Consider the following 25477-nt stretch of genomic DNA (forward strand, 5'->3'; position numbering starts at 1 on the left):
GCATCCCCGCGCAGCATGGCTGCCGAATTTGGTCTCCACCGGGTGTGTCCCAGCCCGAATGCCCGGCCAATATACATGGGACTATATTCACGTACAACCGCGCCGGCATGACAACGGCGCGGCCCGCAAGACGCCCGGGCCCGCCTCGCGCGCGGCCCGCGTGATTCGCACGACCACGCGCGGCCCGAAAGTGCGCGCGGCCCGCCGGCTTCGCGCCGCTCGCGCGCGCTATCAAAAAGACCCCGTGACGCGCGCCGTCACGGGGCCGAAGATCACCGCCGGAGCGCCGCACCGTGATGCCGCCCACGGCCCGGCGGCGGCGGGAACCGCACTACCGCGGCGCGGCCGGTCGCTCACCGGCCGCGCCGCCATCCTGCCGGCCGCGCCCCTCCCGCGCGGCCGGCGCCGCTCAGAACCGGTGGCGGATGCCGGCCGCGACGAGCGCCTGGCGATCGTTGCCCGAGGCCGCGAGGTTGAAGATGCCCGCGTTGCCGAGCACCGACACGCCGTCGGCGCCGCTCACGCGCTGGTAGGTGCCCTCCAGATAGAGGTCGGTACGGCGCGACAGCGCGTAGTCGGCCTGCAGCATGAACTGGTTCCACTTCGGGGCGATGCTGCGACCCGCCGTGTCGAAGCGGCCCTGCGTGAACGTATACGAGCCGCCCAGCGAGAACGCCGGCGTCAGGCAGTAGCGCGCGTTCAGCTCGTAGTTGCTGAAGGTCAGCAGCTGGCCGTTCACGCTGCCGTAGGCGCCGCCCTGCGAGAGCGCTCGCGGATCGTCGAGGATCGTGCGCGTGTAGACGAAGCCCAGGCTCGCGTTGCTGAACGCGTAGTGCGCGCCGGCGCCGAAGGTGCGCCAGCGGCCGCCCACCAGCATCGAATCGCCGTCCGCGCTGCTCAGCGCGCCGCCCGTGTTGGCCGGCGCATTCACGCCGCCGGGCTGGTTCGACTGCAAATAGGCCGCCGCCAGATCGAGCGGGCCGTTCAGGTACTGCGCGCCGAGGCTGTAGGCATTGTTGTCCGACACGCCGCCGCCCAGATTGCTGAAGGCATAGGCGCCGCCGAAGGTGACGCCCCCGTAGCTGGCGCTGCGGAATTTCACCGCGTTGTTCATTCGCGTGTCGTTCGCGAGGTTGTCGTTGTCGAACGGATGGTCGGCGATGTTGCCGCCGAAGCCCGAGCCGGTGGCCGACAGCGGCGCGACGAAGTCCACCAGGAAATCGTACTGGCGGCCGAGCGTGAGCGTGCCCCATCGGCGGCTCGCCAGGCCGACCCAGGCCTGGCGGCCGAATTCGTCGCCGCCGTTGCCGAGCCTGCCGTTGGCCAGGTTGAAGCCGTTCTCGAGATCGAACACGGCGGCCAGGCCGCCGCCCAGTTGCTCGTTGCCGCGCAGGCCCCAGCGCGTGGTGCTGACGTTGCCGCTCTGCACGCCATAGGCGGCGCCGGAGCCGGCCGACGATTTCTGGTTGCTGAGGTAGTCCAGGCCCGCGTCGATCGTGCCGTACAGCGTCACGCGGCTCTGCGCGTGGGCGGCGCCCGAGAGCGCGCAGGCGAGCGCCGGGATTGCCAGATATTTCTTCATGATGGTTTCGCTAGAGTGGGTCGGTCTTCTCGCATCGCAGCCCGCGTGTGGGCCAGCCCGATCGCGGCCGGATCGTCCGCGACGCGATGGCCACAATGTAGGCAGCGGCCATGACAGCGCCGTTATGAAAACGCCCCGAAAAATGAAGGCTTTTTCATCCGGTCGATACGCGTGCTTCATGCCGATCGAGCCGGCCGCAGCGCGCGGGTAAATTTCTTTTCACGCTGCGTATGCCGATCCGCCATCGCCCCGCCTCTATGCTTGTCCTCAGCCTGTCATGCCAGCCGCAGGGCGCGTGTGACGGGTGACACCAGTCAACCATGATGAGGACCACGAAGATGAAGCTCATGAAGCTTGCTGCTGCCGCGACGCTCGCGGCGGCGACCCTCCCGGCTCTCGCTCAGGCGGCCATGCCGGCCGGCACGCAGGGCGCGCCGGCGGCCGCCACCTCCGGCGGCACGACGAACCTGCAGCAGGACGGGTGGGTGGCGCCCTACGGCCAGCCCGTCCACCAGAAAACGCGCGCCGAGGTCTACCAGGAACTGGTGCAGGCCGAGCAGGACGGCCAACTCAAGTACCTGAACTCGACGCTCTATGCACACTGAAGCAGGCCGCCCCGCGGCACGCGCGCCGCGTGCCGCGTGAGCGCCCACCACCCCTACCGTCCGACCGCCATGAAGCTCCGCCCCCTGCTTTCCCGCACCGCCCGCCTCGCGCTCGTCGCGCTCGCGGCCGGCACCCTGCTGTCCGGGTGCGCGGCCGCCCGGCCCAACGGCCCCGGCGACTGCGTCGGGCCGCCCGACTTCTGCGTGCCGTTCTTCGGCTCGTGAATGCCCGCGGGCGCCGTGCGCATCCGCGCCGGCGCGCGCGTGGCTTGCCGCCCGCCGTCTGCCGCCGTCTGCCGCCCCGGCGCGCCTTGGCCGGCCGCGCTCAGGGCGGCGCCAGCGTCACCTGATAGCCGTAGCGGCTCACCGTGTCGATCCGCACGTCGGGCTGGTGCCGCGCGAGCTTGCGGCGCAGCCGCGACACCACCAGGTTGACGCTCGACGGATCGACATCCTCCTTGTCCTGCCACACGTAGCGGATCAGCTGATCGCGCGGCACCGGCGCGTTCGGGCTGCGCATCAGGCATTCGAGCAGCAGGAACTCGCGGCGCGTCACGGCCAGCCGCAGCTTGCCGTCCTGCAGCTCCCGCGAGAGCGCCTCGAGGCCCGCCGGCGCGGCGAGCGGCCGGTCCGGCTCGCGCCCGGTGCCGAGCCGCTGCAGCGCCTGCAGGCGCTCGTGCAGCTCGATGAACGAGTACGGCGCGCCGAAACAGGCGTCGGCCCCGGCGCGCAGCGCGCGGATGCGCTCGCTGGCCCGCGCCTGGCCGAGCAGCACCACCAGCGCCGCGCCCCCGCCGTCGGCCGCGAAGCGCGGCAGCGCGGCCACCAGCGCCGCGTCGCTGCCCGCGTCGAGCGCGGTCGCGACGATCGCGTCGAAGCGCTCCTGCGAGGCGAGGAACAGCCCGTCGCGCAGGTCGTCGGCGCGCTGCAGGCTGTGGCCGCTCTCCTGCAGCGCCTTGTGCAGCCACGACGCCTCGGGATGGCGCGAGCCGACGAGCAGGATGCGCATGGTCAGCGGCCCTGCGCCCGGTGCGTGCCGGTATCGGCGGCCGCGCTCATACCAGCGTCCTCGGCCAGCACTCGATCGTCACGCGCGTGCCGGGCGCGGCGCCGCCGATGCGCAGCGTGAAGTCGTGGACGTTGAGCACCGTCGAGACGATGCTCAGGCCGAGCCCGGAGCCCGCCAGGTGGACCGTGCGGCGGCTGCGGTAGCGGTGCTGCAGCACCGCCTCGCGTTCGTCGGGCGCGATGCCGGGGCCGTCGTCGATCACCTCGATGCACGGCCCCGGCAGGCGCTGCCACAGCTCGAGCCGCACGCTGCCGCCCGCCGGCGAATACTTGATCGCGTTGTCGAGCAGATTGGTCAGCGCCTCGAACAGCAGCGCGCGATCGCCATGCACGGCGCTCACCTTCTCGGTGCGCACCTGGAAGCGGATCTCGCGGCTCTCGGCGAGCGGCTCGAACAGCTCGCCCACGTCGGTCACGAGCGCCTCGAGATCGACCTCGGCGAAGCCGCCGCGGCGCTGCAGCGAGCCGATCTCGGCGATCCGCAGCATCGCGCGGAAGCGCCCGAGCAGCGCGTCGGTCTCGTTGCGGGCGCGCGAGACGAGGCTCGCGAGCGCCGCGTCGTCATAGGTGCCGGCGCGCTCGGCCGCGTGCGCGAGCAGCGTGTGGACATGCGCCAGCGGCGTGCGCAGGTCGTGGGCGATGCCGTCGCAGACGCCCTTCACCTCGTGCATCAGCCGCTCGACCTCGGCCAGCATGTGGTTGACGAGGTGCGAGAGCATGTCGATCTCGTCGCGCCCGCCCACCGGCAGGCGCTGGGCCAGGTCGCCGTGCGCGATGCGCTGCGTGACCTGGCGGATCGCCTTGATGCGCCGCATCTGCCGCACGCTCAGCGCGAGCCCGCCGCCGAGCCCGCCGCCGAAGCAGAGCACGCCGCCCACGATCAGCACGTTGATGATCGCCTCGCGAATCCGCAGGATGTGCGTGAGGTCGCGCGCCAGCACCAGCCGGTCGCCGTTGGGACGCACCTTCGCCATCGCGCGCACCACCGGCGCCACCTCGTCGCCGGCGATCTTCAGCGTGTGCGAGAGGGTCTGGCCGCTGCGGTCGGTGGCGAGGCCCGCCGGGAATTCGAGCACGTCGCCCGCCAGGTGCCGGCCGTCCGGCGCGAACAGGCCGTAGTAGTTGGTGTGCATGCGCTCGTGTTCGAGGCGCCGGTGGATCGCGCCGGGCAGGTCGGCGTCGGCCATCGAATCGAAGTAGATCATCTGCCAGTCGATCACCACGTCCGTCTCCCGCTTCATGTCGTGCGTGATCTGCGTGGCGATCACGCCGAGCAGCACCATCACCGACAGCGAGAACATCACCGAGTAGAGGACGAACAGCCGGAACGTGCTCGAATACCAGCGCGGCCCGGCGCACGCGCGGCTTGCCGGTTCAGTCACGATCGGCCGCTCACGAAAGGATGTAGCCGGCGCCGCGCACGGTGCGGATCATCGGCGGCGCGTCGGGCGGATCGATCTTCCTGCGCAGGCGCCCCATGTGGACGTCGATCAGATTGGTGCCGGGATCGAAGTGATAGCCCCACACCGCCTCGAACAGCATGGTGCGCGTGATGGTCTGGCCGGCGTTGCGCATCATGTATTCGAGCACGCGGTATTCGGTGGGCAGCAGCGCGATCTCCGCGCCGTCGCGGGTGGCCTTGCGCGCGATCAGGTCGAGCGCGAGCGGGCCGACCTCGAGCGTGGTTTCCGACTGCGCGGGCGAGGCCTGGCTGCGCCGCAGCAGCACCTCGAGGCGCGCCGTCATCTCCTCGGGATCGAACGGCTTGGTCAGGTAGTCGTCGCCGCCGGCGCGCAGCCCGCGCACGCGTTCGTCCACGTCGCCGAGCGCGCTGAGCATCAGCACCGGCGTGCGCACGCCGATGCTGCGCATGGTGGTGACGATGGTCAGGCCGTCCACGCCCGGCAGCATCCGGTCGAGCGTGATCACGTCGTATTCGTCGCTGAGCGCGCGCGCCATGCCGTCGCGGCCGTTGGCCACCCATTCCACGGCGAAGCCACGGTCTTTCAGTTCTCCAACGATTTCATTCGCGGTGATTTCATCGTCTTCGATAGTAAGGACACGAAACATTGTCGTCCCGCCGGCCGCGAGCGGAGGCGGCACCGGCGATGCGTGTTGGAAAGAGGGCAATGTTGCCATATCGGCCTGGGCGGTGAGCGGCCGTCCTGCGGGCGGACAGCCATTCGCGCAGGCTACACGCGCGTGCGTGGCGCAGGCGCATCGGTTTCATTAAACATTCTTCATCCAGAACGCACGGCGCCCTGCCGCGCCCGCTTCGTCAGCGCGGCGCGCGCCGGCGCGTGGCCGCGCCGGTGCGCGTCAGGTCGGCCGATGGGCCGCGCCGGCCTCGTGGACGGCCGGCTTCAGCGCGACGTTGCGTCGCACCTCGGCGAGCGCGCGCCGGCGTGCCTCGTCGATCGCCCGATATTGGCGCTCGGCCCGCGCGTGATCGAGCACCACGTCGGCGACCGGCCCGCCGCCGCCCTGCACCTTCGCGCCGGCCAGCGTGCTGGCCAGCAGCGCGACGGCGGCCAGTGCCGCCGATCCGATCATGCGCCGCTTCACGTTCGTCTCCTCATGCCGTCTCCTGCGTGTCGTGGTCCGATGCCGGCCGAGCCGCGCCCGATCCATGCGCAGCACGATACGCCAGTGCAGCTGAAGAAACGCTGGCGGCGAGGTGAAGGAATTTTCAGCACGGCCCCACGCGCAAGGCCCGCTCAGCCGGCGCGGATGAAGGAAGTTTCATGCACGCTCCACCGTTTCGACAGGCGCGCTCCACTAGCCTGCGTTGCGTGATCCCGGCGCGACCGGCGTGCCGGATCGAACCACCTTGCCGGCCCGAGGCCGGCGCAACCCGGAAAGGAGCGACCCATGAAACCCGCGAAGACCCTGAAGCATGCCGTGCTGTGCGCTGGCCTGATGGCCGCCGGCCTTGCCGCGAACGCGGCCCCGCTGACGCCGCAGCAGTGCGGCGACTATCCGTTCGTGAAGAGCTCGGCGCCCGTCACGCACCGGCAGATCGTCAACGAGCTGTCGGAGCTCGAATCAGTGGGCTACCAGCCCTCGGCCGGCGACGACAGCAGCTATCCCGACGACTACGACACCGCCGAGCAGAAGCTGATGCGCAAGTATCGGCGCGACTGCCTGGCCCGCCACACGGCCGCGGCCGATACCGGCGCGCCGGGGGCGCCGCGCGTGCAGTGACGGCGCGGCCGCCGTGCGCCGGGGAACCGGGCCGCGACGCGCGCGGCCCGCCGTGATCGGCGCGGCCGCGGCTTGGCCGCGCCTCAGGCCGGGTCCGGCGCCTTGGTGCGCAGCGTGACGAATTCCTCGGCCGCGCTCGGATGGATGCCGATCGTCTCGTCGAACTGCGCCTTGGTCGCGCCCATTCGCACCGCGATCGCGATGCCCTGGATCGTCTCGGCCGCGTCCGGCCCGATCATGTGCGCACCCACCACGCGCTGCGAGTCGCGCACCACCACCAGCTTCATGAAGATCTTCTCGTCGCGTCCGCTCAGCGTGTGCTTGAGCGCGCGAAACGAGGTCTGGTAGATGTCCACCGCGCCGTACTGCGCGCGCGCCTCGTGCTCGGCCAGGCCCACCGTGGCGAGTTCGGGCTGGCTGAACACGGCCGACGGGATCGCACGGTGGTCGGCCTCGGTGCGCCGCCCGCCGAACAGGTTCGCGGCCAGCAGCGCGCCGTCGCGGGTGGCCACCGGGGTGAGCTGCGGGCGCGAGGTGACGTCGCCGATCGCATGGATCGAGGGCACGTTGGTGGCCGAATACGCGTCCACGCGGATCGCGCCGCCCGCCTCGCACTCGACGCCGACGTTCTCGAGGCCGAGCCCGGCGGTGTTCGGATGGCGGCCGGTGGCGTAGAGCACGGCGTCGTAGGGGCCGTGCGGCGTGCCGTTGACGTCGAGCGTGAGCGCACCGTCCGTGCCGCGCTCGATCGCGCGCACCTTGGCGTGGGTGTGGATCGCCACGCCGCGCTTGACCATTTCCTCGTGCAGCACGCGGCGCAGGTCATCGTCGAAGTGGCGCAGGATCTCCTCGCCGCGATAGAACAGATCCACCTGCGAGCCGAGCCCGTTGAAGATGCCGGCGAACTCCACCGCGATGTAGCCGCCGCCCACCACCGCCACGCGCCCGGGCAGCTCGGGCAGATCGAGCGCCTCGCGCGAGGTGATCGCGTGCTCGATGCCGGGAATCTCGGGCAGCGTCGGCCATGAGCCGGTGGCCACGCCGATGTGCCTGGCGCTGACGCGCTGAGCGTCGATCTCGACCGTGTGGGCGTCGACGATCGTCGCGCGGCCCTCGTGAAGCGTCACGCCGGCGTCGGTCAGCAGCTTCACGTAGAGGCCGGAGAGCCGGCCGATCTCGCGGTCCTTCGCGGCGATCAGCGTCGGCCAGGAGAACTCGCCGGGGCCGAAGCGCCAGCCGAAGCCGGCCGCGTCCTCGACCTCGCCGCGGTAGTGCGAGGCGTAGACCAGCAGCTTCTTCGGGATGCAGCCGCGCAGCACGCAGGTGCCGCCGATGCGCTCCGCCTCGGCGATGCCCACGCGCGCGCCGAGCGAGGCCGAAATCCGGGCGAGCCGAACGCCGCCCGAGCCCGCGCCGATCACGAAAAGATCATAGTCGTATTCCATCGCTGCGCTCCGCCGGATTGTCGATGACGAACCATAGCAAGTTTTGCCGGCGCGCGTGATGCGCGGCGCCGGCCCGGCGGCCGGCGGGCCGGCGGCCGGCTTTGGAGGCCGGCTTTGGAGGCCGCTGCGCGGGCCAAAGCGCGGGGCCGGTTGCAGCGCCGTAAACGGCGCCGCCCCGGCCGGCGCGGCGAACCGCGCGGGACCGGGGCGGGGCAGGCGGCGCGCCGGCCAGCCGGCGGACGGCATGGCGCGGTGCGAGCCGGGATGAGCCGGGGCGAGCCCGGCGCGCGTCAGAAGATGTTGCGCAGGCCGATCGAGACGCCGGTCTGGTTGTTGCGGCCCGGCAGCTCGACCTGGGCCGCGCCGTTCGCCTTGTTGAAGTCCACCGTGCCGTAGATCTCGGTGCGCTTGGACAGCGCGTATTCGGCCAGGCCCACGATCGCGTAGCGGTTGCCCGAGCCGAGCACGCCCGACGAGACGGTGGCGTTGCGCGAGTGGTCGTAGTAGAACGCGCCCGTCAGCGTCACCGTCGGGCTCGCCTGCCAGCTCACGCCGGCGTAGGGGCCGTCGTCGATCCGGCCGGTGCCCTTCAGCGAGCTGATGCCCGGCACGACCGCCTGCTGCGCGAGCGTCGCATCGACGAAACCGGTGTCGTCCTTCGAGCGCAGGTAGCCGGCGTAGAGCTTGACCGTGCTGAACGCGTAGACCGCGCCGGCGTGGTAGATGGTCTGCTTGCGGCTCGAGTTGTCGCTGTTCTGCTGCATGCCGGCCTCGACGTTGAGCGGGCCGAACGCGTAGGCGACCGTGAAGCCGTACATATTGCCCGCGCCGACGTGGCCCGGCACCTGGCCCGAGAAGCCGTTCGCGCCGGTCGAGGTGGAATCGGTGCCGAACGAGTACATCGCGCCGAGCGACAGGCCGCCGAACTTGCCGTTGTACTTGACCGCGTTGTCGGCATACAGGCCCGCGCCGAGCGCCACCGGCAGCCATGCGTTCTCGAAGTAGTTGCCGACCGTGAGCGGATCGAAGGTATCGGCCAGCAGATCGAACAGCAGCGTCTTCTGGCGGCCCAGCGTGACGGTGCCGTACTGGCTCGACAGGCCCACGTAGGCCGCGCGGTTGAACAGCCGCGAGCCGCCCGCCATCGAGCCGTCCTGCAGGTTCACGCCGCTTTCGAGGTTGAAGATCGCCTTCATGCCGCCGCCCAGGTCCTCGACGCCCTTCAGCGCGAAGCGGCTGTTGGTGATCGCGCCGTTGGTCATGTACAGGCGGTTGTCGTTGTTCGCGTTCGAGTTCGTCAGGTAGCGCAGGCTGACGTCGGCCACGCCCCACAGCGTCACCGAGCTTTGTGCGTGCGCCTGGGTGCCGGCGAACGCGAGCATCATGCCCCCCACCACTCCCGCGATTCTGGTCTGCTTCATGAGCGATCCCTTTTCTTTTCGTTGACGGTATCTGTTGTGTCCGGCCGCGACGGCGTCCGGATGCGCGTCGCGCGCCTCTGGCGCGGACGGCGTGGGCGCATCATAAGGTCGCGTCTGTAAGGAACAAAAAACAATCGCGCCGAAGCGCACGCGATTGTCGCCAACACGCAACGATAGGGAATGCTGCGGATTGCGGCGGGCGCGCCGCGCCGCGTTGCTGCGGTGCGGCGCGCGCCGCTACAGCCAGGCGCCGGCCAGCCCGGCCAGCGCGCCGCCGGCCAGCAGCCAGAGCGGATGCAGGCGCGTGCGCCAGGCCAGCGCCGCGCATGCGGCGGTGATGCCCCACTGCAGCGCCGAACGGTTCGAGGCCTGCGAGATCAGCAGCGCGCTCGCGGCCACCAGGCCCGCGGTGACGGGCATCATGCCCTGCTGCACGTAGCGGCGCCACGGCCGGTCGCGAAAGCGCTCCCAGCCGTGCAGCACCAGCATCGTGACCGCCGAGGACGGCCCGAATTTCGCGAGCGACGCCACCAGCAGCCCGGCCCAGCCGGCCACGTGCCAGCCCACCAGCGGCACGACCATCATGTTCGGCCCGGGCGCGGCCTGCGCCAGCGCGAACAGCGCCGTGAACTCGGTGGCGGGCATCCAGTGGTGGATCTCCACCACCTGCCGCTGCATCTCGGGCAGGATCGTGTTGCCGCCGCCGAACGCGAGCAGCGACAGTTGCGAGAAGATCGCGGCCAGCGCGACGAGCGTGCCGTTCATCGCCGGCCTCCGGCGGGCAGCGTGCGTGCGCGCGAGGCGAGCCAGATGCTCAGCGGCGTGAGCACCAGCATGGTGGCGAGCAGCGGCAGCCGCGCCACGGCGATCGCCGCGAACGCGAGCAGCGCCACGCCGGCCGCGGCCGGCGCCTGCCGCAGCGGCCGCGCGACCTTCACCGCCATCGCGATCAGGAGGCCGGCCGCGGCCGCGGCGAGCCCGCCGAACAGGTGCTGCACGCGCGGGTCGCCCTGCGTCCTCGCGTAGATCACGCCGAGCCCGACCACCACCAGCGTCGGCCCCGCGATCAGCCCGAGCAGCCCGGCGAGCGCGCCCGGCACGCCGCGAAAGCGCATTCCCACGGCCACCGACAGGTTGATCACGTTGCCGCCCGGCAGGAACTGGCAGAGGCCGAGCAGATCGGTGAACTCCTCGGGCGTGAGCCAGCGGCGCTCCTCCACCAGGGCGCGGCGCGCGAACGGCAGCGCGCCGCCGAACGACACGAGCCCGAGCCCGAGAAAGCCGACAAACAGCTCGCCGATGCCGACCGCGCGGCGCGCCTCGGCATGCGTGAGGGGAGATGACATGGAAATCCTTGGTGAAGTGGCCGATGCGCCGAGACTACGCCGGTCGGGGACGCCGGCAAAACGATTTTTCGGCGCGCGCCTTGTGAGCTAAACTCACATGCATGACCCGCCTCCTGCCCCCGTTCCCGGCGCTGCGTGCCTTCGAGGCCGCCGCTCGCCATGAAAGCTTCAGCGCCGCCGGCGACGAGCTGCATGTGACCCACGGTGCGATCAGCCGCCAGGTGGCGGCGCTCGAGGCCTGGCTCGGCCGGCCGGTGTTCCAGCGCCACGGCAAGCGCGTGCGGCTGACCGAGGACGGGCGCCGCTATCTGGCCTCGGTGTCCGCCGCGTTCGAGCAGATCGCCACCGCCACCGCGCGCATGCGCGACACCGCGCCCGAGCACGTGCTGCGCATCAACGCGCAGTCGACCATCGCGATGAAATGGCTGCTGCCGCGGCTGTCGCGGTTCCAGCGCGACATGCCCAACGTCGAGCTGAAGCTGTCCACCTCGAGCGCGCCGCTCGACCAGCTCGACGGCCAGTTCGACGTGGCGATCCGCAGCGGCCCGGGCCACTGGCCGAACCGCGCCACCGGCCACTTCCTCGACGAGACGCTGCTGCCGGTGTGCAGCCCGGCGCTCCTCAAGCGCATGCCGATCGCGCAGGCCGACGACCTGTCGCGCCACGTGCTGCTGCACTCCGACACGCGGCCCACCGCGTGGCGCGACTGGTTCGCGGCGGCCGGCACGCCGCTGCGGGCCCGCAAGAAGCAGTCGTTCGATCATTTCTACCTGGCGCTGCAGGCGGCCGTGGACGGGCTCGGCGTGGCGCTCGGCCCGCTGCCGCTGATCGACGACGAACTCGCGGGCGGCCGGCTCGTGCTGCCGCTCGACGGCCCGCGCATCGCCTCGCGCCGCTACTGGTGGATCGCCGCGCGCGAGGCCGCGCCGCCCGTCGTGCAGTTCTGCGCCTGGCTCGACGCGCAGGCGCGGCGCGCCTGAGCGGCCGCCGGCCGCGCCGGCTCAGACCACCGGGCCCGGCTCCTTCTCCCGGCGCAGCAGCGCATAGAGCAGGATCGCGCCGAACGTGGCGGTGCCGATCCCGCCGAGCGCGAAGCCGCCGAGCTTCAGCGAGAAGTCGCCGGCGCCGAGCACGAGCGTGACGGCGGCCACGATCAGGTTGCGGTTGTCGGAGAAATCGACGCGGTTGACCACCCAGATCCGCGCGCCCGTCACCGCGATCAGCCCGAACACCACGATCGACACGCCGCCCAGCACCGGCCCCGGAATCGTGCGGATCAGCGCGCCGAACTTCGGCGAGAAGCCGAGCCCGACGGCGATCAGCGCGGCCACGCCGAACACCAGCGTCGAGTAGATGCGCGTGACGGCCATCACGCCGATGTTCTCGGCATAGGTGGTCACGCCGGTGCCGCCGGCGCTGCCCGAGACGATGGTGGCGAGCGCGTCGCCGATGAACGCGCGGCCCACGTAGCGATCGAGGTTGTGGCCCGTCATCGCGCTCACCGCCTTGATGTGGCCGAGATTCTCGGCCACCAGGATCACCGCCACCGGCGCGAGCAGCAGCATCGCGTGCGGCTCGAACACCGGCGCCGTGAAGCCCGGGATGCCGAACCAGTGCGCGTTGGCCACGATCGAGAAGTCGATCGGCCGGCCGAGCCCGAGCCCGTTGGTGAGCACCGCGTAGATCGCATAGGCGATCAGCAGCCCCACCAGGATCAGCAGGCGCTGCACGGTGCCGCGCGCGAACACCGCCACCGCGCCCACGCAGAGCACCGTCACCAGCGCCATCACGCTGTCGAAGGTGCTGCCGCTCACGCCCTTCACGGCGATCGGCGCGAGGTTCAGGCCGATCACGGCGACGATCGCGCCGGTCACCACCGGCGGCATCAGCGTCTCGATCCAGCGCGTGCCGACCGCCGACACGATCGCGCCGATCACGGCGTACACCACCCCGCAGGCGATGATGCCGCCGAGCGCCACCGGAATGTTCGGGTTCGCGCCGCTGCCGCCGTAGCCCGTCACGGCCACCACCAGGCCGATGAACGCGAAGCTCGAGCCGAGATAGCTCGGCACGCGCCCGCCCACCAGCACGAAGAACAGCAGCGTGCCGATGCCCGACATGAAGATGCAGAGGTTGGGATCGAAGCCCATCAGCAGCGGCGCGAGCACGGTGGAGCCGAACATCGCCACCACGTGCTGCACGCCCATCGCCACCATCTGCGGCCACGGCAGCCGTTCGTCGGGGGCGACCACGCGGGTGGCGCCGCGCGCGGCAAGGCGCCAGCGCGGGAAGTGGGAATCGGCCATCGCGGGCTCTCCGGGTTGTCGTGGTGGGTGGCGGGACGAATGACGCAGCGGCGGCCGATGCCGGCGCGCCGGCTGCGAATCAGGCGCGAGTGTACGAAGCCCCGAGGCGGCTGACAAGCCGCAGCGGCCCGCATGCGCCGGCGCGGCTCGGCCGGACCGGACGGCGGGCGGCAAAAGCGCGTGCGGGGAAGCGGACAAACGGCGCGGCGATCCGGCGATCCGGCCGGAAGCGGGGCGCGGCGGCCGGCAGCGGGCCGGGGCGCAGCAAGGCGCGGGGCCGGCGCGGGCGGCGAGGGGAGCGGCGAGCGGCGCCGCAGACGAGCGAGGCGGCGCGGGGCGGGACGTCCGCCCCGCGCCGCGTTCACGCCCGGCGGTGCCGGATCAGTTCAGATACTGGAACAGCGACAGGCCCTGCACCTTCGAGAATGCCTGCTGCGCCGCGGTCAGCGAATTCTGCACCTGCAGCAGCTGCGTGATCGCGGCCGGCATGTTGGCCTGCGTCAGGTCGGTCAGGCTGTTGGTGATCTGCAGCGAGTTGGTGCTGGTGATGGTCTGCATCGACTTCACCTCCTGCTCGCGGCCGCCCACCGAGGCCTGCACCGTGGTGACGTTGGCCACCGCGTTCTGCATCTTGGTCAGCGCGGTGCTCAGCGCGTTGTTGAGCGTGGCGCCGGCCGCCGCGCCGCTGCCCACCGGCTGCTTGAGCGCCGCGATCGCGGCATCGAGCGCGCCGATCATGTCGCCGCCCGCCTGGGTGGCCGGCGTCAGCGTGAAGCTGTCGCCCGGCGCCGGGTTGCCCGAGATGATCATGCTCTGGCTGCCGATGCTGATCGCGCTGCCCGCCGTGTAGGTCTGCGCGGTGCCGACCGTGGGCGGCGTGGTCGCATTGTCGGTGACCGTGTAGGTGGGCGCGCCGGTGGTGCCGCCGAACGTGACCGTGAACGCGTGGTTGTTGGTCGGGTCGCCGGGGGTGCCGCCGGTGATCACGCCGATCGTGCCGGTGCCGGTGTTGCTCGGGTTGCTGGCCGGCACCGAGAGGCTGCCGAGCGCGGGCACCGAGGTGAACACGCGCGCGCCGCTGTCGCCGATCGCCACGCTGACCGAATCGGAGAGCTGCACCGTGCGCTGGCCGGTGTCGCCCGAGAACATCACGCCGCCCGAGGGCGAGTTCGTGAACGGCTGGTTGCCGCTCTGCAGGCCCGCGAACAGGTAGTTGCCGGTGCCGTCGGTGGTGTTGGCGAGCTGCAGCAGCGTGTCGCGCTGGCCTTGCAGCTGGGCGGCGAGCGCCGAGCGGTCGCTGTCCGACAGCGTGCCGTTGATGGCGCCCGACAGCGACGGGATCACCGCGTTCAGCACGTTCGTCACGCTGCTCAGCGTCTTGTCCTCGAGCTGCAGCGAGGACAGCGCCGACGACTGGTTCGACGAGTACTGCGCGAGCGTGGCCGAGGAGGCCGAGAGCTGCACCGCCTGGGCCGCGCCGAGCGGATCGTCGGCGGCCGTGAGCAGCGTGTTGCCGCTCGCGACCTGCTGATAGAGCTCCGAGAGCTGCGACTGCTGATTGTTCATCAGCTCGATGTTCTGGGTATAGAACTGCGAGGTCGAGATGCGCATGATGATCGATTCCGTCGTCAGTTGAAGATGCCGAGCAGCGTGCTGAACAGCGTCGAGGCGGTCTGGATCACCTTCGCGTTCGCCTGGTACATCTGCTGGTACTGCATCAGGTTTACTGCTTCCTCGTCCTGGTTCACGCCCGACACCGACTGCTGCTGCTGCGTGATCTGGCTGACGAGGGCGGTCTGGGCGGTGCTCGCCGCGCTGAGCTGCGCGGCGGTGTTGCCGACGCCGTTCACGTAGGAGCCGTAGGCGGTGGTCAGCGTCGAGGTGCCGCCGTCGAAGACCTTCGAACGGACGAGGTTCGACAGGGCCTGCGCGTTGCGGCCGTCGTTGCTCGCGCCGCCCCGGGCGATCGTGAAGGTGTCGCCGTCGACGGGGCTGCCGGTGATCTGCATCGACACGTTGTTCATCACGCCCGAGGGCGGCGGCTGGACCGTGCTGGTGATCGTCAGCGAGGCGCCCGCGGTCGAGTCGTAGGGCACCTGGGTGGTGCTGCCCGTGATCGGGTACGAGCTCGGCGGCGTGGTGTTGACGGTCACCGTGGTGCCGGCCGGGAAGCCCGTCAGCGACTTCGAGGCGGCGTTGTAGGTCAGCGTCGTGGTGGTCGACGGCATCTGGTAGCCGGCCGTGACCGTGCCCGGCGTGATGGCGGCCGAGCCGGCGTTGCTGGTGCCGACCGTGGCCAGCACCGGCGAGGCGGCCGCGATCGTCGAGGGCGTGCCGACCGAGGCGAAGCCGTTGAGCGCGCTGCGGGTGGGCTCGAGCGTGAACGAATCGCCCGCCTTCAGCTTGGTGGCGTCGTCGACCGACAGCTTGAGGCCGCCCAGGGTGGCCGGCAGCGAGGTGGCCGTGCCGATCACGCCGCCCGAGTAGCGGTCCTTCAGCGTGTAGCTGGTGCCGTCGTAGGACAGCGTGTAGTCGCTCGTCGGCGGCTGCTGGCCGTTGGCGAAGCTCGCCGTGATGGTGGCGTCGCCGGTGTTGTTGGTGTTGGCGATGGTCTGCGGGGTGGCCACGCTGAACAGGTCGCCGCCCACGTTGCCGTTCGCGTCGATGCCGAGCGCGTTCTGCGCGTTCACCTGCGAGGCGAAGCTGACCGCGATCGCGCCGAGCTTCGCCTCGGCCGGATCGAGCGTCTGGCTGCGGAACTGAATCAGGCCGCCGATCGTGCCGCCGGTGATGTTGCTGCCGGTCAGCACCTGCATCTGGCCGGCCGCGCCCGAGCCGGCCGCGGTGTTCTGCAGGCCGAGGGTCAGCTCGCTCGGGTCCGACGGCGAGGGCACCGCCGACATCGTGTAGCTGGTGTTGCCCACCACCAGCGGCTGGCCGTTGGCCATCTGCACGTTGTAGTTGCCGTTGCTCTGCACCACCTGCACGCCGACGACGGTCTGCAGCGTCGCCAGCGCATGGTCGCGCTGGTCGAGCAGCTGGTTCGGCGGCTGGCCGCCCTGGCTCGCCACCGTGATCTGCTGGTTCAGCTGGGCGATCTGCGTGGTCAGCGAGTTGACTTGCGTGACCGAGCTCTGCAGCTGCGTGTTGACGCTCTGGCGCAGCGCGTCGAATTCCGAGCCGGCCGAGGTCAGCTGGTTGGCGAGCGTCGCGGCGTTGCTGATCGCGGTCGCGCGCGAGGCCGCGCTCGACGCGCTGGCGCTCACGTTCTGCAGGCCGCTGAAGTAGCTCGAGATCGCCGAGGCGATGCCGCCCGTCGGGCTGCCGATGTAGTTGTTCAGCGTCGCGACCATCTGCGAATAGGTGCTCAGCGAGCTGCTGGCGGCCTGCGCCGTGTTGAGCTGGTCGGACAGGTACTGGCTGTACTGGCGCTGCACCGTGACGGTGGTGACGCCGGACGGCAGGAAGCCGTTCGGGGTGTATTGGCCATCGGATTCGGCATACACCACGCGCTCGACCGAGTAACCGGGCGTGGCCTGATTGCTGATGTTCTGGCCGGTCGTGTTGATGCCCCACTGCGCAGCGTTCAGGCCGCTGAGTCCGAGGTTCAGAAGGTTGCTCATGGGATGCCGGCCGCGAACGGCCTCCGGGAAAGGGACACCCGGTATAACGGCGGCGTCCGGTGGAAATTGAGGCCGCGCGCGGCAAAAATCGCGGCGGCCGACCGGCGCACCAGACGCTTGCGCGACTACGCGCGCGCGAGCTGGCGACGCTTGACTTCGAGCTGCGTGATGAGACGTTGCAAGGTGTTTTCGGCGGCGCCGGGCAGCGACACGAAGCGGAACCCGAGGTAGTAGCGGCGCGCGCCGCTCGGCGTCTCGAGGCTGCGCTGCGAGACCAGTTCCAGGTCGAGCGCGAGCTTGCCGTGGCCGGTCAGGTTCAGTTCGACCTCTTCCAGCGTGAGGCCCGGTTCGAGCGCCGCGGCGCGTTCGTCGCCGGTGCGCAGCCCGATGCCGCCCAGCGAGAGATTGTCGATCTCGAACGTGAAGCTCTCGCCCTCGGGCAGCGTGCCGCGCGCGAGATAGGGCTCGAGCACCGGCGCATCGACGCGGAAATACTCGCGGCGCTGCACGAAATAGAGCACGTCGGGGAACTTGGCGCGGAACGCGGGCCGGCCCTCGAAATCGGTGGCCACCGGCGTCTCGATCGTGAACTCGACGCGCACCCCGTCGGGCATCCCCTCGAAGACCCCGTAGGGCGCGGCCAGCAGGCTGGCGTTCTGCCCTTCCACGGCGCCCCAGTCGAACACGAAGGTGCCGGCGCCCACGTCGACCTCGAGCACGCGCGTCACGAGCTGTCCGCCCGAATAACGCACCGTCAGGAAATCGCCCCGGTTGACGAGATTGCGCAACTGCACGCCGATTTCGAGCGGGTTGCGACGGCCGTAATCAGGGAGCGAACCGTCATCCCCAGACGCTTCGATCAGTGCTTCGTTATTCATGGCTTGCCGGTTAGGTCTGCTTGCCGCCCGGTTGCTCCGGGCTCTGATGGCCTGCCTGTGGGACGCGGCCGCTGGTCTCTCGACGCCCCGTCGCCGCGCCCAAGGGCGCGCCGTTGCGTCAAGCGCAGAGTGTAGATCGAAATGATCCGAATATCTCCAGATAAACATCATTTCGAAATGCCGGATACCTGAAAATGGGTAAAAAACGACACCGCCCGCCCCGTCGACCGATCGCGCGCCGCCGCGCCGCCGGCCTCAGACGATCTGGCGCAGGATCGAGATCAGTTTCTTCGCGTAGTGCGGGTCGGTCGCGTAACCGGCGCGCTGCATGCCGTTGGCGAAGCTTTCCGGGGTGGTCGAGCCGGTCACCACGTTCGCGTAGCGCGGGTTGTTCTTGAGCATGGTGGCGTAGTCGGTCATCGCGTGCTGGTAGGAATCGTAGGCGCGGAACTGCGCCACCACGCGGCGCGGCTGGCCGCCGACGTACTCGGTCGTGACGGCCGACACGGTGCGCCCGGTCCAGTTCTTGGTCGCCTTGATGCCGAACACGTTGTAGCTGGTGCTGCCGTCGCGGCCGCGGATCTCGCGCTTGCCCCAGCCCGATTCGAGCGCCGCCTGGCCGACGATGAAGCGCGCCGGGATGCCGGTGGCCGCGCTGGCCGCCTGCGCCGCGCCCGCCAGCTTGTCGACGAAGCCGTCCTGGTCGGGCGAGGTGCCGTTGCCCTTGACGGGCGGCGTCAGCGCGCTCGAGGCCGTGTAGCCGGCAACGCCGCTGAGCCGGTTGTTGCCGCGCGCGTTGGCGAGCGCCTGGGCCAGCGCGCCGGCCGCGGCGAGGCCGCCCTCGTTGCCGGCGGTGCCGCCGAGTGCGCCCAGCGCCCCCGCCGGGCCGCCGGCGGCGGCCGCGCCGGCCGCCGGATTCATGTTGCGCATCAGCTGCTTCATCAGCGCGTCGGCCACGCCGATGCCGCGCGAGGCCATCTGCTGCGAGAGCTGCTGGTCGAGCATCGAGGTGTAGAGCTTCGAGGTGTTCGAGTCGAACACGCCGTCCTGCGGCGTCGCATCGCGCATGCTCTTGAGCATCATCTGCGAGAACATCGCGTCGAACTGCGTGGCGACCTGCTTCATGCCGGCGCCGGGCGAGGCGTCGGCCTGCCGGCGCAGCTGGTCGAAGCCCTGCACGTCGAGCGCGAAGCGCTGGGTAAGGTCGGTGCCGGCGGCGAGGTCGGCATTCGGAAGATTGGCCATCAGATGATCTCCAGGTCGGCCCGCAGCGCTCCAGCGGCTTTCATCGCCTGCAGGATCGACATCAGGTCGGCCGGTGTGGCGCCGAGAGAATTCAGCGCCTTGACGACATCGGCGAGGTTCGCGCCGGCGTTGACGTAGCGCAGCGCGCCGTTGTCTTGCTTGAGCTGGATTTGCGACTGCTGCGCAACCACGGTCTGCCCGTTCGAGAACGCGCCGGGCTGCGAAACCACGGGCTGCGTGTTGACGACGACGGACAGGTTGCCGTGCGCGACCGCGCAGTTCTGCAGCGTCACCATCTGGTTCATCACGATCGAACCGGTGCGCGCATTGAGGATCACCTTGGCCGCGGCGCGCTCCGGATTGACGTCGAGATTCTGCAGCCGCGCCATGAACGCGACCTGCTGGGCCGGATCGGACGGCGCGGTCAGCTGGATGGTGCGGCCGTCCAGCGCGGTGGCGATGCCCGGCCCGAGGTTCGAGTTCACGGCGGTGACGATGCGCTCGGCGGTGCCGTAATCCATGTCGTTGAGCTGCAGCAGCAGCACGCCGTTCATCTGCGCGAGCGCGTTCGGCACCGAGCGCTCGACGATCGCGCCGCCGGTGATGCGCCCGGCCGCGAGCTGGTTGACCTGCACGCGGCTGCCGTTGGCGCTCGCGCCGGCGCCGCCCACCGCCATGTTGCCCTGCGCGAGCGCGTAGACCTGGCCGTCGGCGCCCTTCAACGGCGTGAGCAGCAGCGTGCCGCCGCGCAGGCTCTTGGCGTTGCCGAGCGACGAGACGGTCACGTCGATCGCCTCGCCGGGGCGCGCGAAGGGCGGCAGCGTGGCGGTCACCATCACGGCCGCGACGTTCTTCAGCTGCAGGTTCGACAGCGAGGCAGTGCCGCCCGTCGAGGTGCCGTTGTTGATCGAGATGCCGAGGTTCGCCAGCATGTTCGCCAGCGTCTGGGTCGTAAACGGCGTCTGGGTGGTCTGGTCGCCGGTGCCGTCGAGGCCCACCACCAGGCCATAGCCGATCAGCGGGTTGTCGCGCACGCCCTGGATCTGCGCGAGATCCTTGAGGCGTTCGGCGCGCGCGCTCGCGGCCGGCAGCGCGCAGCCGAGCGCGAACGCCAGGCCGACGGCCAGCGCGGCGCGCAGGCCGCGCAGCAGGCGCGGCAGACGGCGGGAGGAAAGGAAGTCGATCATGCGGCTCACCACGGCGCGACGTTGAGGAAGAAACGCTGCAGCCAGCCCATCGTCTCGGTTTCGTTGATGTAGCCCTTCGACGAGTATTCGATGCGCGCGTCGGCCACCTGGGTCGAATACACCGAATTCGCGCCCGAGATGGTGTTCGGATTGACCACCCCCGAGAAGCGCACGAACTCGTTGCCCTGGTTGATCAGCATCTGCTTCTCGCCGCTCACCACCAGGTTGCCGTTGGGCAGCACGTTGGTGACGGTCACCGTGATGGTGCCGGTAAACGTGTTGGCCGCGCTCGCGCCGCCGGTGGCGGTGAACTTGTTGTCGCCGCTCGCGCTCAGTTTCGCCTTGCCGAACAGGCCGCCGAGGAAGCCGGCGGTCGGCACCTTGAAGTCGGTCGCGGAGCCGCGATTCGCGTTCGCGCCCGACGACTTGGTGGCGTTGACGTTCTCCGCGATCATGATCGTCAGGATGTCGCCGATGTTGCGCGGCCGCTGATCCTCGAAGAGCGGCCGGCCCGCGTAGCCGGGGTTGTAGATCGAGCCGGGCGCCTGCATCGACGGCGGCACCGGCGGCACGGCCGTCATCGGCTGTTGCGTGATCGGCTGACGCGGTATCTGCGCGCAGCCGGCGAGGGCGGCCGCGGCAGCCAGCACCGCGAATCGGGAAAGGCGAACCTGCTTCATGACGTTGTGCCGATCGGTCCGTTAGCTCTTCATCTGCGTGACGGTCTGCAGCATCTGGTCGGACGTGGTCACGGCCTTGCTGTTGATCTCGTAGGCGCGCTGGGTCTGGATCATGTTGACCAGTTCCTGCACCACGTTCACGTTCGACGACTCGACGTAGCCCTGATTCAGCGAGCCCGCGCCGTTCAGGCCCGGCGTCGTCACGTTCGGCGCGCCCGACGAGGTGGTTTCCGCGAACAGGTTCTGGCCGAGCGCGTTGAGCCCTTCCGGGTTGATGAAGGTGGCCAGCTGCATCGAGCCGATCTGCACCGCGTTGGTCGAGCCCGGCTGGGTGACCGTCACCACGCCGTCGGCGCCGATCGTCAGCGACTGCGCGTTCTGCGGCACGGTGATGGCCGGCAGCACCTGGTAGCCCGCCGAGGTGACGAGCTGGCCCTGGTTGTTGGCCTGGAACGAGCCGTCGCGCGTGTAGGCGGTGGTGCCGTCCGGCATCAGCACCTGGAAGAAGCCCTGGCCGTTGATCGCGACGTCGCGCGAGTTGCCGGTCTGCTGCAGGTTGCCCTGCGTGTAGAGCCGCTCGGTGGCGACCTGCTGCACGCCGGTGCCGAGCTGCAGGCCCGAGGGCAGCTCGGTTTGCTGCGTCGAGTTCGCGCCCGGCTGGCGCACCGTCTGGTACAGCAGGTCCTCGAACACGGCGCGCGAGCCCTTGAAGCCATTGGTGCTCACGTTCGCGAGGTTGTTCGAGATCACGTCCATCTGCGCCTGCTGCGCATTCATGCCGGTCGCGGCGATGTAGAGAGATCGGTTCACTGGGGTTTCTCCTGCGGATTCGATGACCGGCTCAGCTGAAGCTGAGGATCTGGTTTGCGTTCTGCTCGTTCTGGTCGGCGGTTTCGATCAGCTTGGTATGCAGCTGAAAGGCGCGCGCGTTGTCGAGCATCGACACCATCGCGCTGACCGGATTCACGTTGCTGCCCTCGAGCGAGCTGGGCGCGAGCACGACGCTCGGGTCCACCTCGGCGGGATTGCCGTCGGTGGTGCGGAACAGGCCGTCGTCGCCGCGCTTCATGCTGGCCGGCTCCGGATTGACGAGCTTGAGCTGGTCGACCATCGCGATCGCCGAGGGCGGATCGCCCGCGGCGAGCACCGACACGGTGCCGTCGGAGCCGATCGTCACCTGCCCGTTCGGCGGCACCGAGATCGGGCCGCCGGTGCCCACCACCGGCAGGTTCGAGGCGTTCACCAGCTGGCCGTTCTCGTCCACGTGCAGGTTGCCGGCGCGCGTGTAGCCCTCGCTGCCGTCGGGCGCGAGCACGGTGAGCCAGCCCTTGCCCTGCACCGCCACGTCGAGCGGGTTGCCGGTGCGCGCGATCGGGCCGGCCGAATAGTCGGCGCCGGGCGTCGAGCTCAGCACGAAGGTGCGGGTGGTGTCGGGGTTGCTGGCCTCGCCGAAATTCATCGGCACCGCGCGGTAGGTCGCGAGCTGCGCGCGAAAACCGGTCGTCGACGTGTTCGCGAGATTGTTCGCGATCACGGACTGCTGGTCGAGCGCCTGATCCGCGCCCGTCATTGCCGTATAGATCAGTCGGTCCATGGTCGTTGGTTCCGGTTTCGCGCGCCGCGCGTTACAGGTTGAGCAGCGTCTGGTCGACGGTCTGCTGGGTCTTGATGGTCTGCGCGTTGGCCTGGTAGTTGCGCTGCGCGGTGATCAGGTTGACCAGCTCGCCCGTCAGGTCGACCGTCGAATTCTCGGTCGTGCTGCCCTTGATGGTGCCGTGGTTGGTGCTGCCCGGCACGCCGATCTGCGGCACGCCGGAGGCGGCGGTCTGGATGTACTGGTTGCCGCCGATGCTGGTGAGGCCCTGCGGATCGTTGAAGTTCACCACGAACACCTGGCCGAGCTTCATGCTCTGGCCGTTCGAGTAGCTGCCCGTGATGGTGCCGTCGGCGGCCACCGAGTAGTTCTGCAGCGCGCCCGACGCAAAGCCGTCGGCCACCAGGTTCGACACGCCGCTCTTGGTCGCGCCGAACTGGGTCGAGCCGGTCAGGTCGAGCGAGACCGACTGCGGCGTCACCGCGCCGGTGGTATTGGCTATGCTGAAGGTGAACTTGTTGCCCGAAGCCGTCGCGCTCTTCGCGGTCAGCCCGGTCAGCTTGCCCGAGCTGTCGAACGAGGCCGTGCCGAGGTCGGTCGGGGCGGTGTTGTCGGCGCCCGCGTACACTTCCCAGCTGCCGACGGTGGTCGACTTCACGAAGTACAGGTTCACCGTCTTCGCGTTGCCGAGCGAGTCGTAGGCTTGCACCGGCTGCTTGAGCGTGTAGGTCGACGAGTCGCTGAAGTTGAACGGCGAGTTGGTCTGCGCCGTGTCGGTCGTGCTCAGGTTGAACTGGCCGGTGATCGACGAAGTCGCCTTCGGCGGGATGTTGCCCTGCGGCGCGGTCAGCGGCACGATCGCCGAGGTGTTGATGCTGCCGTCGGCGTTCACGCCATAGCCCATCAGCTGGCCGCCGGCCGAGTTGGTGATGTTGCCGCTCGCGTTCGGGCTGAACTGGCCGTCGCGCGTGTAGGTGGTCACGCCGTTCGAGTTCACCTGGAAGAAGCCGTTGCCCGAGATGGCCATGCTCAGCGGGTTCTGCGAGGTGGCGAAGCCGCCCTGCTGGAACACCTGCGCGACCGTCGCCAGCTGCGTGCCGATGCCGATGCCGTTGGCGACCGCGCCCGACACCGAATTCGCGTACAAGTCCGAGAACTGCGCCGAGGCGGCCTTGAAGCCGACCGTGTTCGCGTTCGCGATGTTGTTGCCGATCACGTCGAGGTCGCTCGATGCGCCCTGCAAACCGCTCAAGCCCTGTTGATAACCCATGTTGGTCTCCGATGGCGCGAGGCCTGATCAGTTAGGTAGACGAGGAATTGTTCTTGTCGGCCGTGCCCGAGCCACTGCCGGAACTGCTGGTGCCGCTCGAGGCGGTCCCCGGGAAGATCGCGCCGACGTTCGGCAGGCCGACCGTCGTGCCGTTCGAAAGCACCAGGCCCGGGGTGCCGTCCGACTGGCGGATCACGCTCTGCACCTGCGCGGCCGTGAGCGTGGTCGCCGAGGTGCTGGCGCCGCTGCCGTCCGTGTAGCTGGCGCTGATGGTGTACTTGCCGTCTGGCAGCGTCGCGCCCGACGAGTCGGTCGGCGTCCAGTTGATCGGGATCGTGCCGGCCGCCTGCGCGCCCGCGTCGATCGTGTTGACCACCGTGCCGGCCGAATTCTTGACGGTGATCTTCAGGTCGGCGGCGGCGGACGGCAGCTGCACGCCGAAGCCCGTGCCGGCGCCGCCCGAGACGCTGAGCGTGCTGCCGGGGGCCAGTACGTTGCTGCCGATCAGCAGCGCCGCCTGGGTCTGCTGGCCGGCGGTGATCTGCGAGGACAGCGAGGACAGCGACGAGTTGAGCTGCGCGATGCCGCTCACGGTATTGATCTGCGCGAGCTGGGACGTCATCTGCGAGCTGTCCACCGGGCTCGTCGGGTCCTGGTTCTGCAGCTGCGTGACGAGCAGCTTCAGGAAGGTCTGCTGCAGGTCCGACGCCGAGGTCGACGCCACGCCGCTGTTGTTGCTCATCGTGTCGACCGGCAGAGTGGACGTGTTCGTGCCGTTGCTGCCGATCGAGTTGGTAGTGGAGCTCATCTCCGGGTTGCCTTTCGCGAGTTCGCGGATACGCTGGGTCGGGTTGGGAATCGGTCGCGGGGTGAACCACGGGCCGCACCAGCACGCCCCGGTTCACGACACGGCACTCAGGTGCCGATCGTCAGCGTCTTCAGCATCAGTTGCTTGGCGGTGTTCAGCGTCTCCACGTTCGCCTGGTACGAGCGCGAGGCCGAGATCATGTTCACCATTTCCTGCACCGGGTCGACGTTCGGCAGCGTGACGTAGCCGTTGGCGTCGGCGGTCGGATTCGACGGGTCGTAGCTGGTCTTCATCGGCGACGGATCGTCGATCACCTGCTTGACCTGCACGCCGCCCACCCCCTGCCCGGAGCGCGTGCGCGCGCCGCCGAGCGGCTGGGTCTCGAACACCACCTGCTTGGCTCGGTAAGGCTTGCCGTCCGGGCCGGTCACGCTGTCCGCGTTCGCCAGGTTCGACGCGGTCACGTTCAGGCGCTGCGATTCGGCGGACATCGCCGAACCGGCGACGTCGAAGATGTTCATCAGCGAAGGCATGGAAATTCCTCGTTTGCGGCTGAAAGAATGGCGGCGTGCCGGGTTACGAACCCGAGGTGATCGCGGCGAGCATCGCCTTGATCTGGCCGGTCACCACCGTCATGCCGGCTTCGTAGTGCACCGTGTTGTCGGCGAACTGCACGCGCTCGGCGTCCAGATCGACCGTGTTGCCGTCCAGCGAGGGCTGGTTCGGGATCCGGTACGCGGCACGGCCGAAGTCGTCGCTCGGGCCGCCCGTGGCCGACAGGCGCGTGTTGCCGCTCATGTGGCCCGGCTCGGTGGCCGCCAGCGTCATGCCGCTCGTCACGCCGGCCGGCCGCGCCAGCGGCAGCTGCGTGGCGTTGTCGGCGGCGGCCTGGCCGGCCTGGTGCTTGAGCGAGCGGCCGAGCGCCGAGGCGAAGTCGACGTCGCGGGCCTGATAGCCCGGCGTGTCGGCGTTCGCGATGTTCGAAGAGATCAGTTCCTGCCGGTATGCGCGAACGTCGAGCGCCTGGCGGCCGAACGCGAATTCGGCGTCGAGTTTGTCCATCATCGTGCGTTCCTCCATCGGGAGCGGTGCGGCGTCTCTTCCCCGCGCGCCGTGCGGCGGCCAAAAAAGACGCTTTTCGATGACAGCCATCGTAGGCGCGAGAGGCAAGCGGCAATCGGGCGAATAACCGGCAAAGCCCCCCTCTATTCATCG

26 protein-coding genes are annotated in these 25477 nt (G+C 69.9%); 4 read left to right on the plus strand and 22 right to left on the minus strand.

Features of this window, described 5'->3' with window-relative positions; all coding sequences use genetic code 11:
* Window positions 1-409: 409 nt before the first annotated feature.
* Window positions 410-1582: a porin gene (locus KS03_RS16270; RefSeq protein WP_045678855.1), complete on the minus strand. Its 1173-nt coding sequence runs from the start codon at window positions 1580-1582 to the stop codon at window positions 410-412.
* 320 nt (window positions 1583-1902) lie between these two features.
* On the opposite strand from KS03_RS16270, the gene KS03_RS16275 reads away from it, so the two are divergent.
* Both KS03_RS16275 and KS03_RS32305 read left to right on the plus strand, forming a co-directional pair.
* Window positions 1903-2187 carry a DUF4148 domain-containing protein gene (locus tag KS03_RS16275; protein WP_017433685.1) on the plus strand — a complete coding sequence of 95 codons (285 nt, stop codon included), beginning with the start codon at window positions 1903-1905 and terminating at the stop codon, window positions 2185-2187.
* A gap of 69 nt (window positions 2188-2256) precedes the next feature.
* Window positions 2257-2412 carry a hypothetical protein gene (locus KS03_RS32305; protein ID WP_015877209.1) on the plus strand — a complete coding sequence of 52 codons (156 nt, stop codon included), beginning with the start codon at window positions 2257-2259 and terminating at the stop codon, window positions 2410-2412.
* 100 nt (window positions 2413-2512) lie between these two features.
* Here KS03_RS32305 and KS03_RS16280 read toward each other — a convergent pair whose 3' ends face one another.
* The 4 genes from KS03_RS16280 to KS03_RS16295 form a co-directional block, all read right to left on the minus strand.
* Entirely contained in the window at window positions 2513-3196 is a 684-nt protein-coding gene (locus KS03_RS16280) for a response regulator transcription factor (RefSeq protein WP_015877210.1), read from the minus strand.
* A gap of 46 nt (window positions 3197-3242) precedes the next feature.
* Complete coding sequence (locus KS03_RS16285) at window positions 3243-4556, minus strand: sensor histidine kinase (RefSeq protein WP_045678941.1); 1314 nt, start codon at window positions 4554-4556, stop codon at window positions 3243-3245.
* A gap of 91 nt (window positions 4557-4647) precedes the next feature.
* Window positions 4648-5325 (minus strand): response regulator transcription factor, encoded by a 678-nt coding sequence (locus KS03_RS16290; protein WP_015877212.1) that lies wholly within the window; start codon window positions 5323-5325, stop codon window positions 4648-4650.
* A gap of 249 nt (window positions 5326-5574) precedes the next feature.
* Entirely contained in the window at window positions 5575-5820 is a 246-nt protein-coding gene (locus tag KS03_RS16295) for a hypothetical protein (protein ID WP_217908223.1), read from the minus strand.
* A gap of 306 nt (window positions 5821-6126) precedes the next feature.
* Here KS03_RS16295 and KS03_RS16300 point away from each other — a divergent pair, with 306 nt between their 5' ends.
* Window positions 6127-6459, plus strand: coding sequence for a DUF4148 domain-containing protein (locus KS03_RS16300; protein WP_015877213.1), 333 nt, complete (start codon window positions 6127-6129; stop codon window positions 6457-6459).
* Between the two features lie 83 nt (window positions 6460-6542).
* Here the strand turns inward: KS03_RS16300 and gor are convergent, their stop codons facing one another.
* The 4 genes from gor to KS03_RS16320 form a co-directional block, all read right to left on the minus strand.
* The gene (gor, locus tag KS03_RS16305) at window positions 6543-7904 is read right to left on the minus strand and encodes a glutathione-disulfide reductase (RefSeq protein WP_015877214.1); all 1362 of its coding nucleotides are present in this window, start codon (window positions 7902-7904) and stop codon (window positions 6543-6545) included.
* Between the two features lie 290 nt (window positions 7905-8194).
* On the minus strand, window positions 8195-9325 hold the full coding sequence (locus tag KS03_RS16310) for a porin (RefSeq protein WP_015877215.1): 1131 nt from the start codon (window positions 9323-9325) through the stop codon (window positions 8195-8197).
* 237 nt (window positions 9326-9562) lie between these two features.
* The gene (locus KS03_RS16315; protein WP_015877216.1) at window positions 9563-10090 is read right to left on the minus strand and encodes a chromate transporter; all 528 of its coding nucleotides are present in this window, start codon (window positions 10088-10090) and stop codon (window positions 9563-9565) included.
* Window positions 10087-10671 (minus strand): chromate transporter, encoded by a 585-nt coding sequence (locus KS03_RS16320; protein ID WP_015877217.1) that lies wholly within the window; start codon window positions 10669-10671, stop codon window positions 10087-10089. Before KS03_RS16320 ends, KS03_RS16315 begins: the two co-directional genes overlap by 4 nt.
* A gap of 101 nt (window positions 10672-10772) precedes the next feature.
* On the opposite strand from KS03_RS16320, the gene KS03_RS16325 reads away from it, so the two are divergent.
* Window positions 10773-11651 (plus strand): transcriptional regulator GcvA, encoded by an 879-nt coding sequence (locus tag KS03_RS16325; RefSeq protein WP_015877218.1) that lies wholly within the window; start codon window positions 10773-10775, stop codon window positions 11649-11651.
* A gap of 21 nt (window positions 11652-11672) precedes the next feature.
* On the opposite strand, the gene KS03_RS16330 is transcribed toward KS03_RS16325, so the two are convergent.
* The 13 genes from KS03_RS16330 to flgB all read right to left on the minus strand — a co-directional run bounded on the left by KS03_RS16330 (window position 11673) and on the right by flgB (window position 25327).
* Complete coding sequence (locus KS03_RS16330) at window positions 11673-12977, minus strand: solute carrier family 23 protein (RefSeq protein WP_015877219.1); 1305 nt, start codon at window positions 12975-12977, stop codon at window positions 11673-11675.
* A gap of 381 nt (window positions 12978-13358) precedes the next feature.
* The gene (gene flgL, locus KS03_RS16335) at window positions 13359-14588 is read right to left on the minus strand and encodes a flagellar hook-associated protein FlgL (RefSeq protein WP_015877220.1); all 1230 of its coding nucleotides are present in this window, start codon (window positions 14586-14588) and stop codon (window positions 13359-13361) included.
* A gap of 17 nt (window positions 14589-14605) precedes the next feature.
* On the minus strand, window positions 14606-16600 hold the full coding sequence (flgK, locus tag KS03_RS16340; RefSeq protein WP_015877221.1) for a flagellar hook-associated protein FlgK: 1995 nt from the start codon (window positions 16598-16600) through the stop codon (window positions 14606-14608).
* Between the two features lie 125 nt (window positions 16601-16725).
* Entirely contained in the window at window positions 16726-17478 is a 753-nt protein-coding gene (locus KS03_RS16345) for a flagellar brake protein (RefSeq protein ID WP_015877222.1), read from the minus strand.
* Window positions 17479-17733: 255 nt separating this feature from the next.
* Window positions 17734-18723 (minus strand): flagellar assembly peptidoglycan hydrolase FlgJ, encoded by a 990-nt coding sequence (flgJ, locus tag KS03_RS16350; protein ID WP_015877223.1) that lies wholly within the window; start codon window positions 18721-18723, stop codon window positions 17734-17736.
* Complete coding sequence (locus tag KS03_RS16355) at window positions 18723-19910, minus strand: flagellar basal body P-ring protein FlgI (RefSeq protein WP_015877224.1); 1188 nt, start codon at window positions 19908-19910, stop codon at window positions 18723-18725. Before KS03_RS16355 ends, flgJ begins: the two co-directional genes overlap by 1 nt.
* A 5-nt stretch (window positions 19911-19915) precedes the next feature.
* Window positions 19916-20590: a flagellar basal body L-ring protein FlgH gene (flgH, locus tag KS03_RS16360; protein ID WP_015877225.1), complete on the minus strand. Its 675-nt coding sequence runs from the start codon at window positions 20588-20590 to the stop codon at window positions 19916-19918.
* Between the two features lie 21 nt (window positions 20591-20611).
* The gene (gene flgG / locus KS03_RS16365; protein ID WP_015877226.1) at window positions 20612-21400 is read right to left on the minus strand and encodes a flagellar basal-body rod protein FlgG; all 789 of its coding nucleotides are present in this window, start codon (window positions 21398-21400) and stop codon (window positions 20612-20614) included.
* 31 nt (window positions 21401-21431) lie between these two features.
* The gene (locus KS03_RS16370; RefSeq protein ID WP_015877227.1) at window positions 21432-22184 is read right to left on the minus strand and encodes a flagellar basal body rod protein FlgF; all 753 of its coding nucleotides are present in this window, start codon (window positions 22182-22184) and stop codon (window positions 21432-21434) included.
* Between the two features lie 31 nt (window positions 22185-22215).
* Window positions 22216-23454 (minus strand): flagellar hook protein FlgE, encoded by a 1239-nt coding sequence (gene flgE / locus KS03_RS16375; protein WP_015877228.1) that lies wholly within the window; start codon window positions 23452-23454, stop codon window positions 22216-22218.
* Window positions 23455-23485: 31 nt separating this feature from the next.
* Complete coding sequence (locus KS03_RS16380; protein WP_015877229.1) at window positions 23486-24262, minus strand: flagellar hook assembly protein FlgD; 777 nt, start codon at window positions 24260-24262, stop codon at window positions 23486-23488.
* 107 nt (window positions 24263-24369) lie between these two features.
* Window positions 24370-24795, minus strand: a complete 426-nt coding sequence (gene flgC / locus KS03_RS16385) for a flagellar basal body rod protein FlgC (protein WP_015877230.1) — start codon at window positions 24793-24795, stop codon at window positions 24370-24372.
* A 43-nt stretch (window positions 24796-24838) separates the two neighbouring features.
* Window positions 24839-25327 carry a flagellar basal body rod protein FlgB gene (gene flgB, locus KS03_RS16390; protein ID WP_035984815.1) on the minus strand — a complete coding sequence of 163 codons (489 nt, stop codon included), beginning with the start codon at window positions 25325-25327 and terminating at the stop codon, window positions 24839-24841.
* Window positions 25328-25477: the final 150 nt, after the last annotated feature.

Source organism: Burkholderia glumae LMG 2196 = ATCC 33617 (genome assembly GCF_000960995.1).
In the GTDB taxonomy this organism is placed as follows: Bacteria; Pseudomonadota; Gammaproteobacteria; order Burkholderiales; family Burkholderiaceae; genus Burkholderia; species Burkholderia glumae.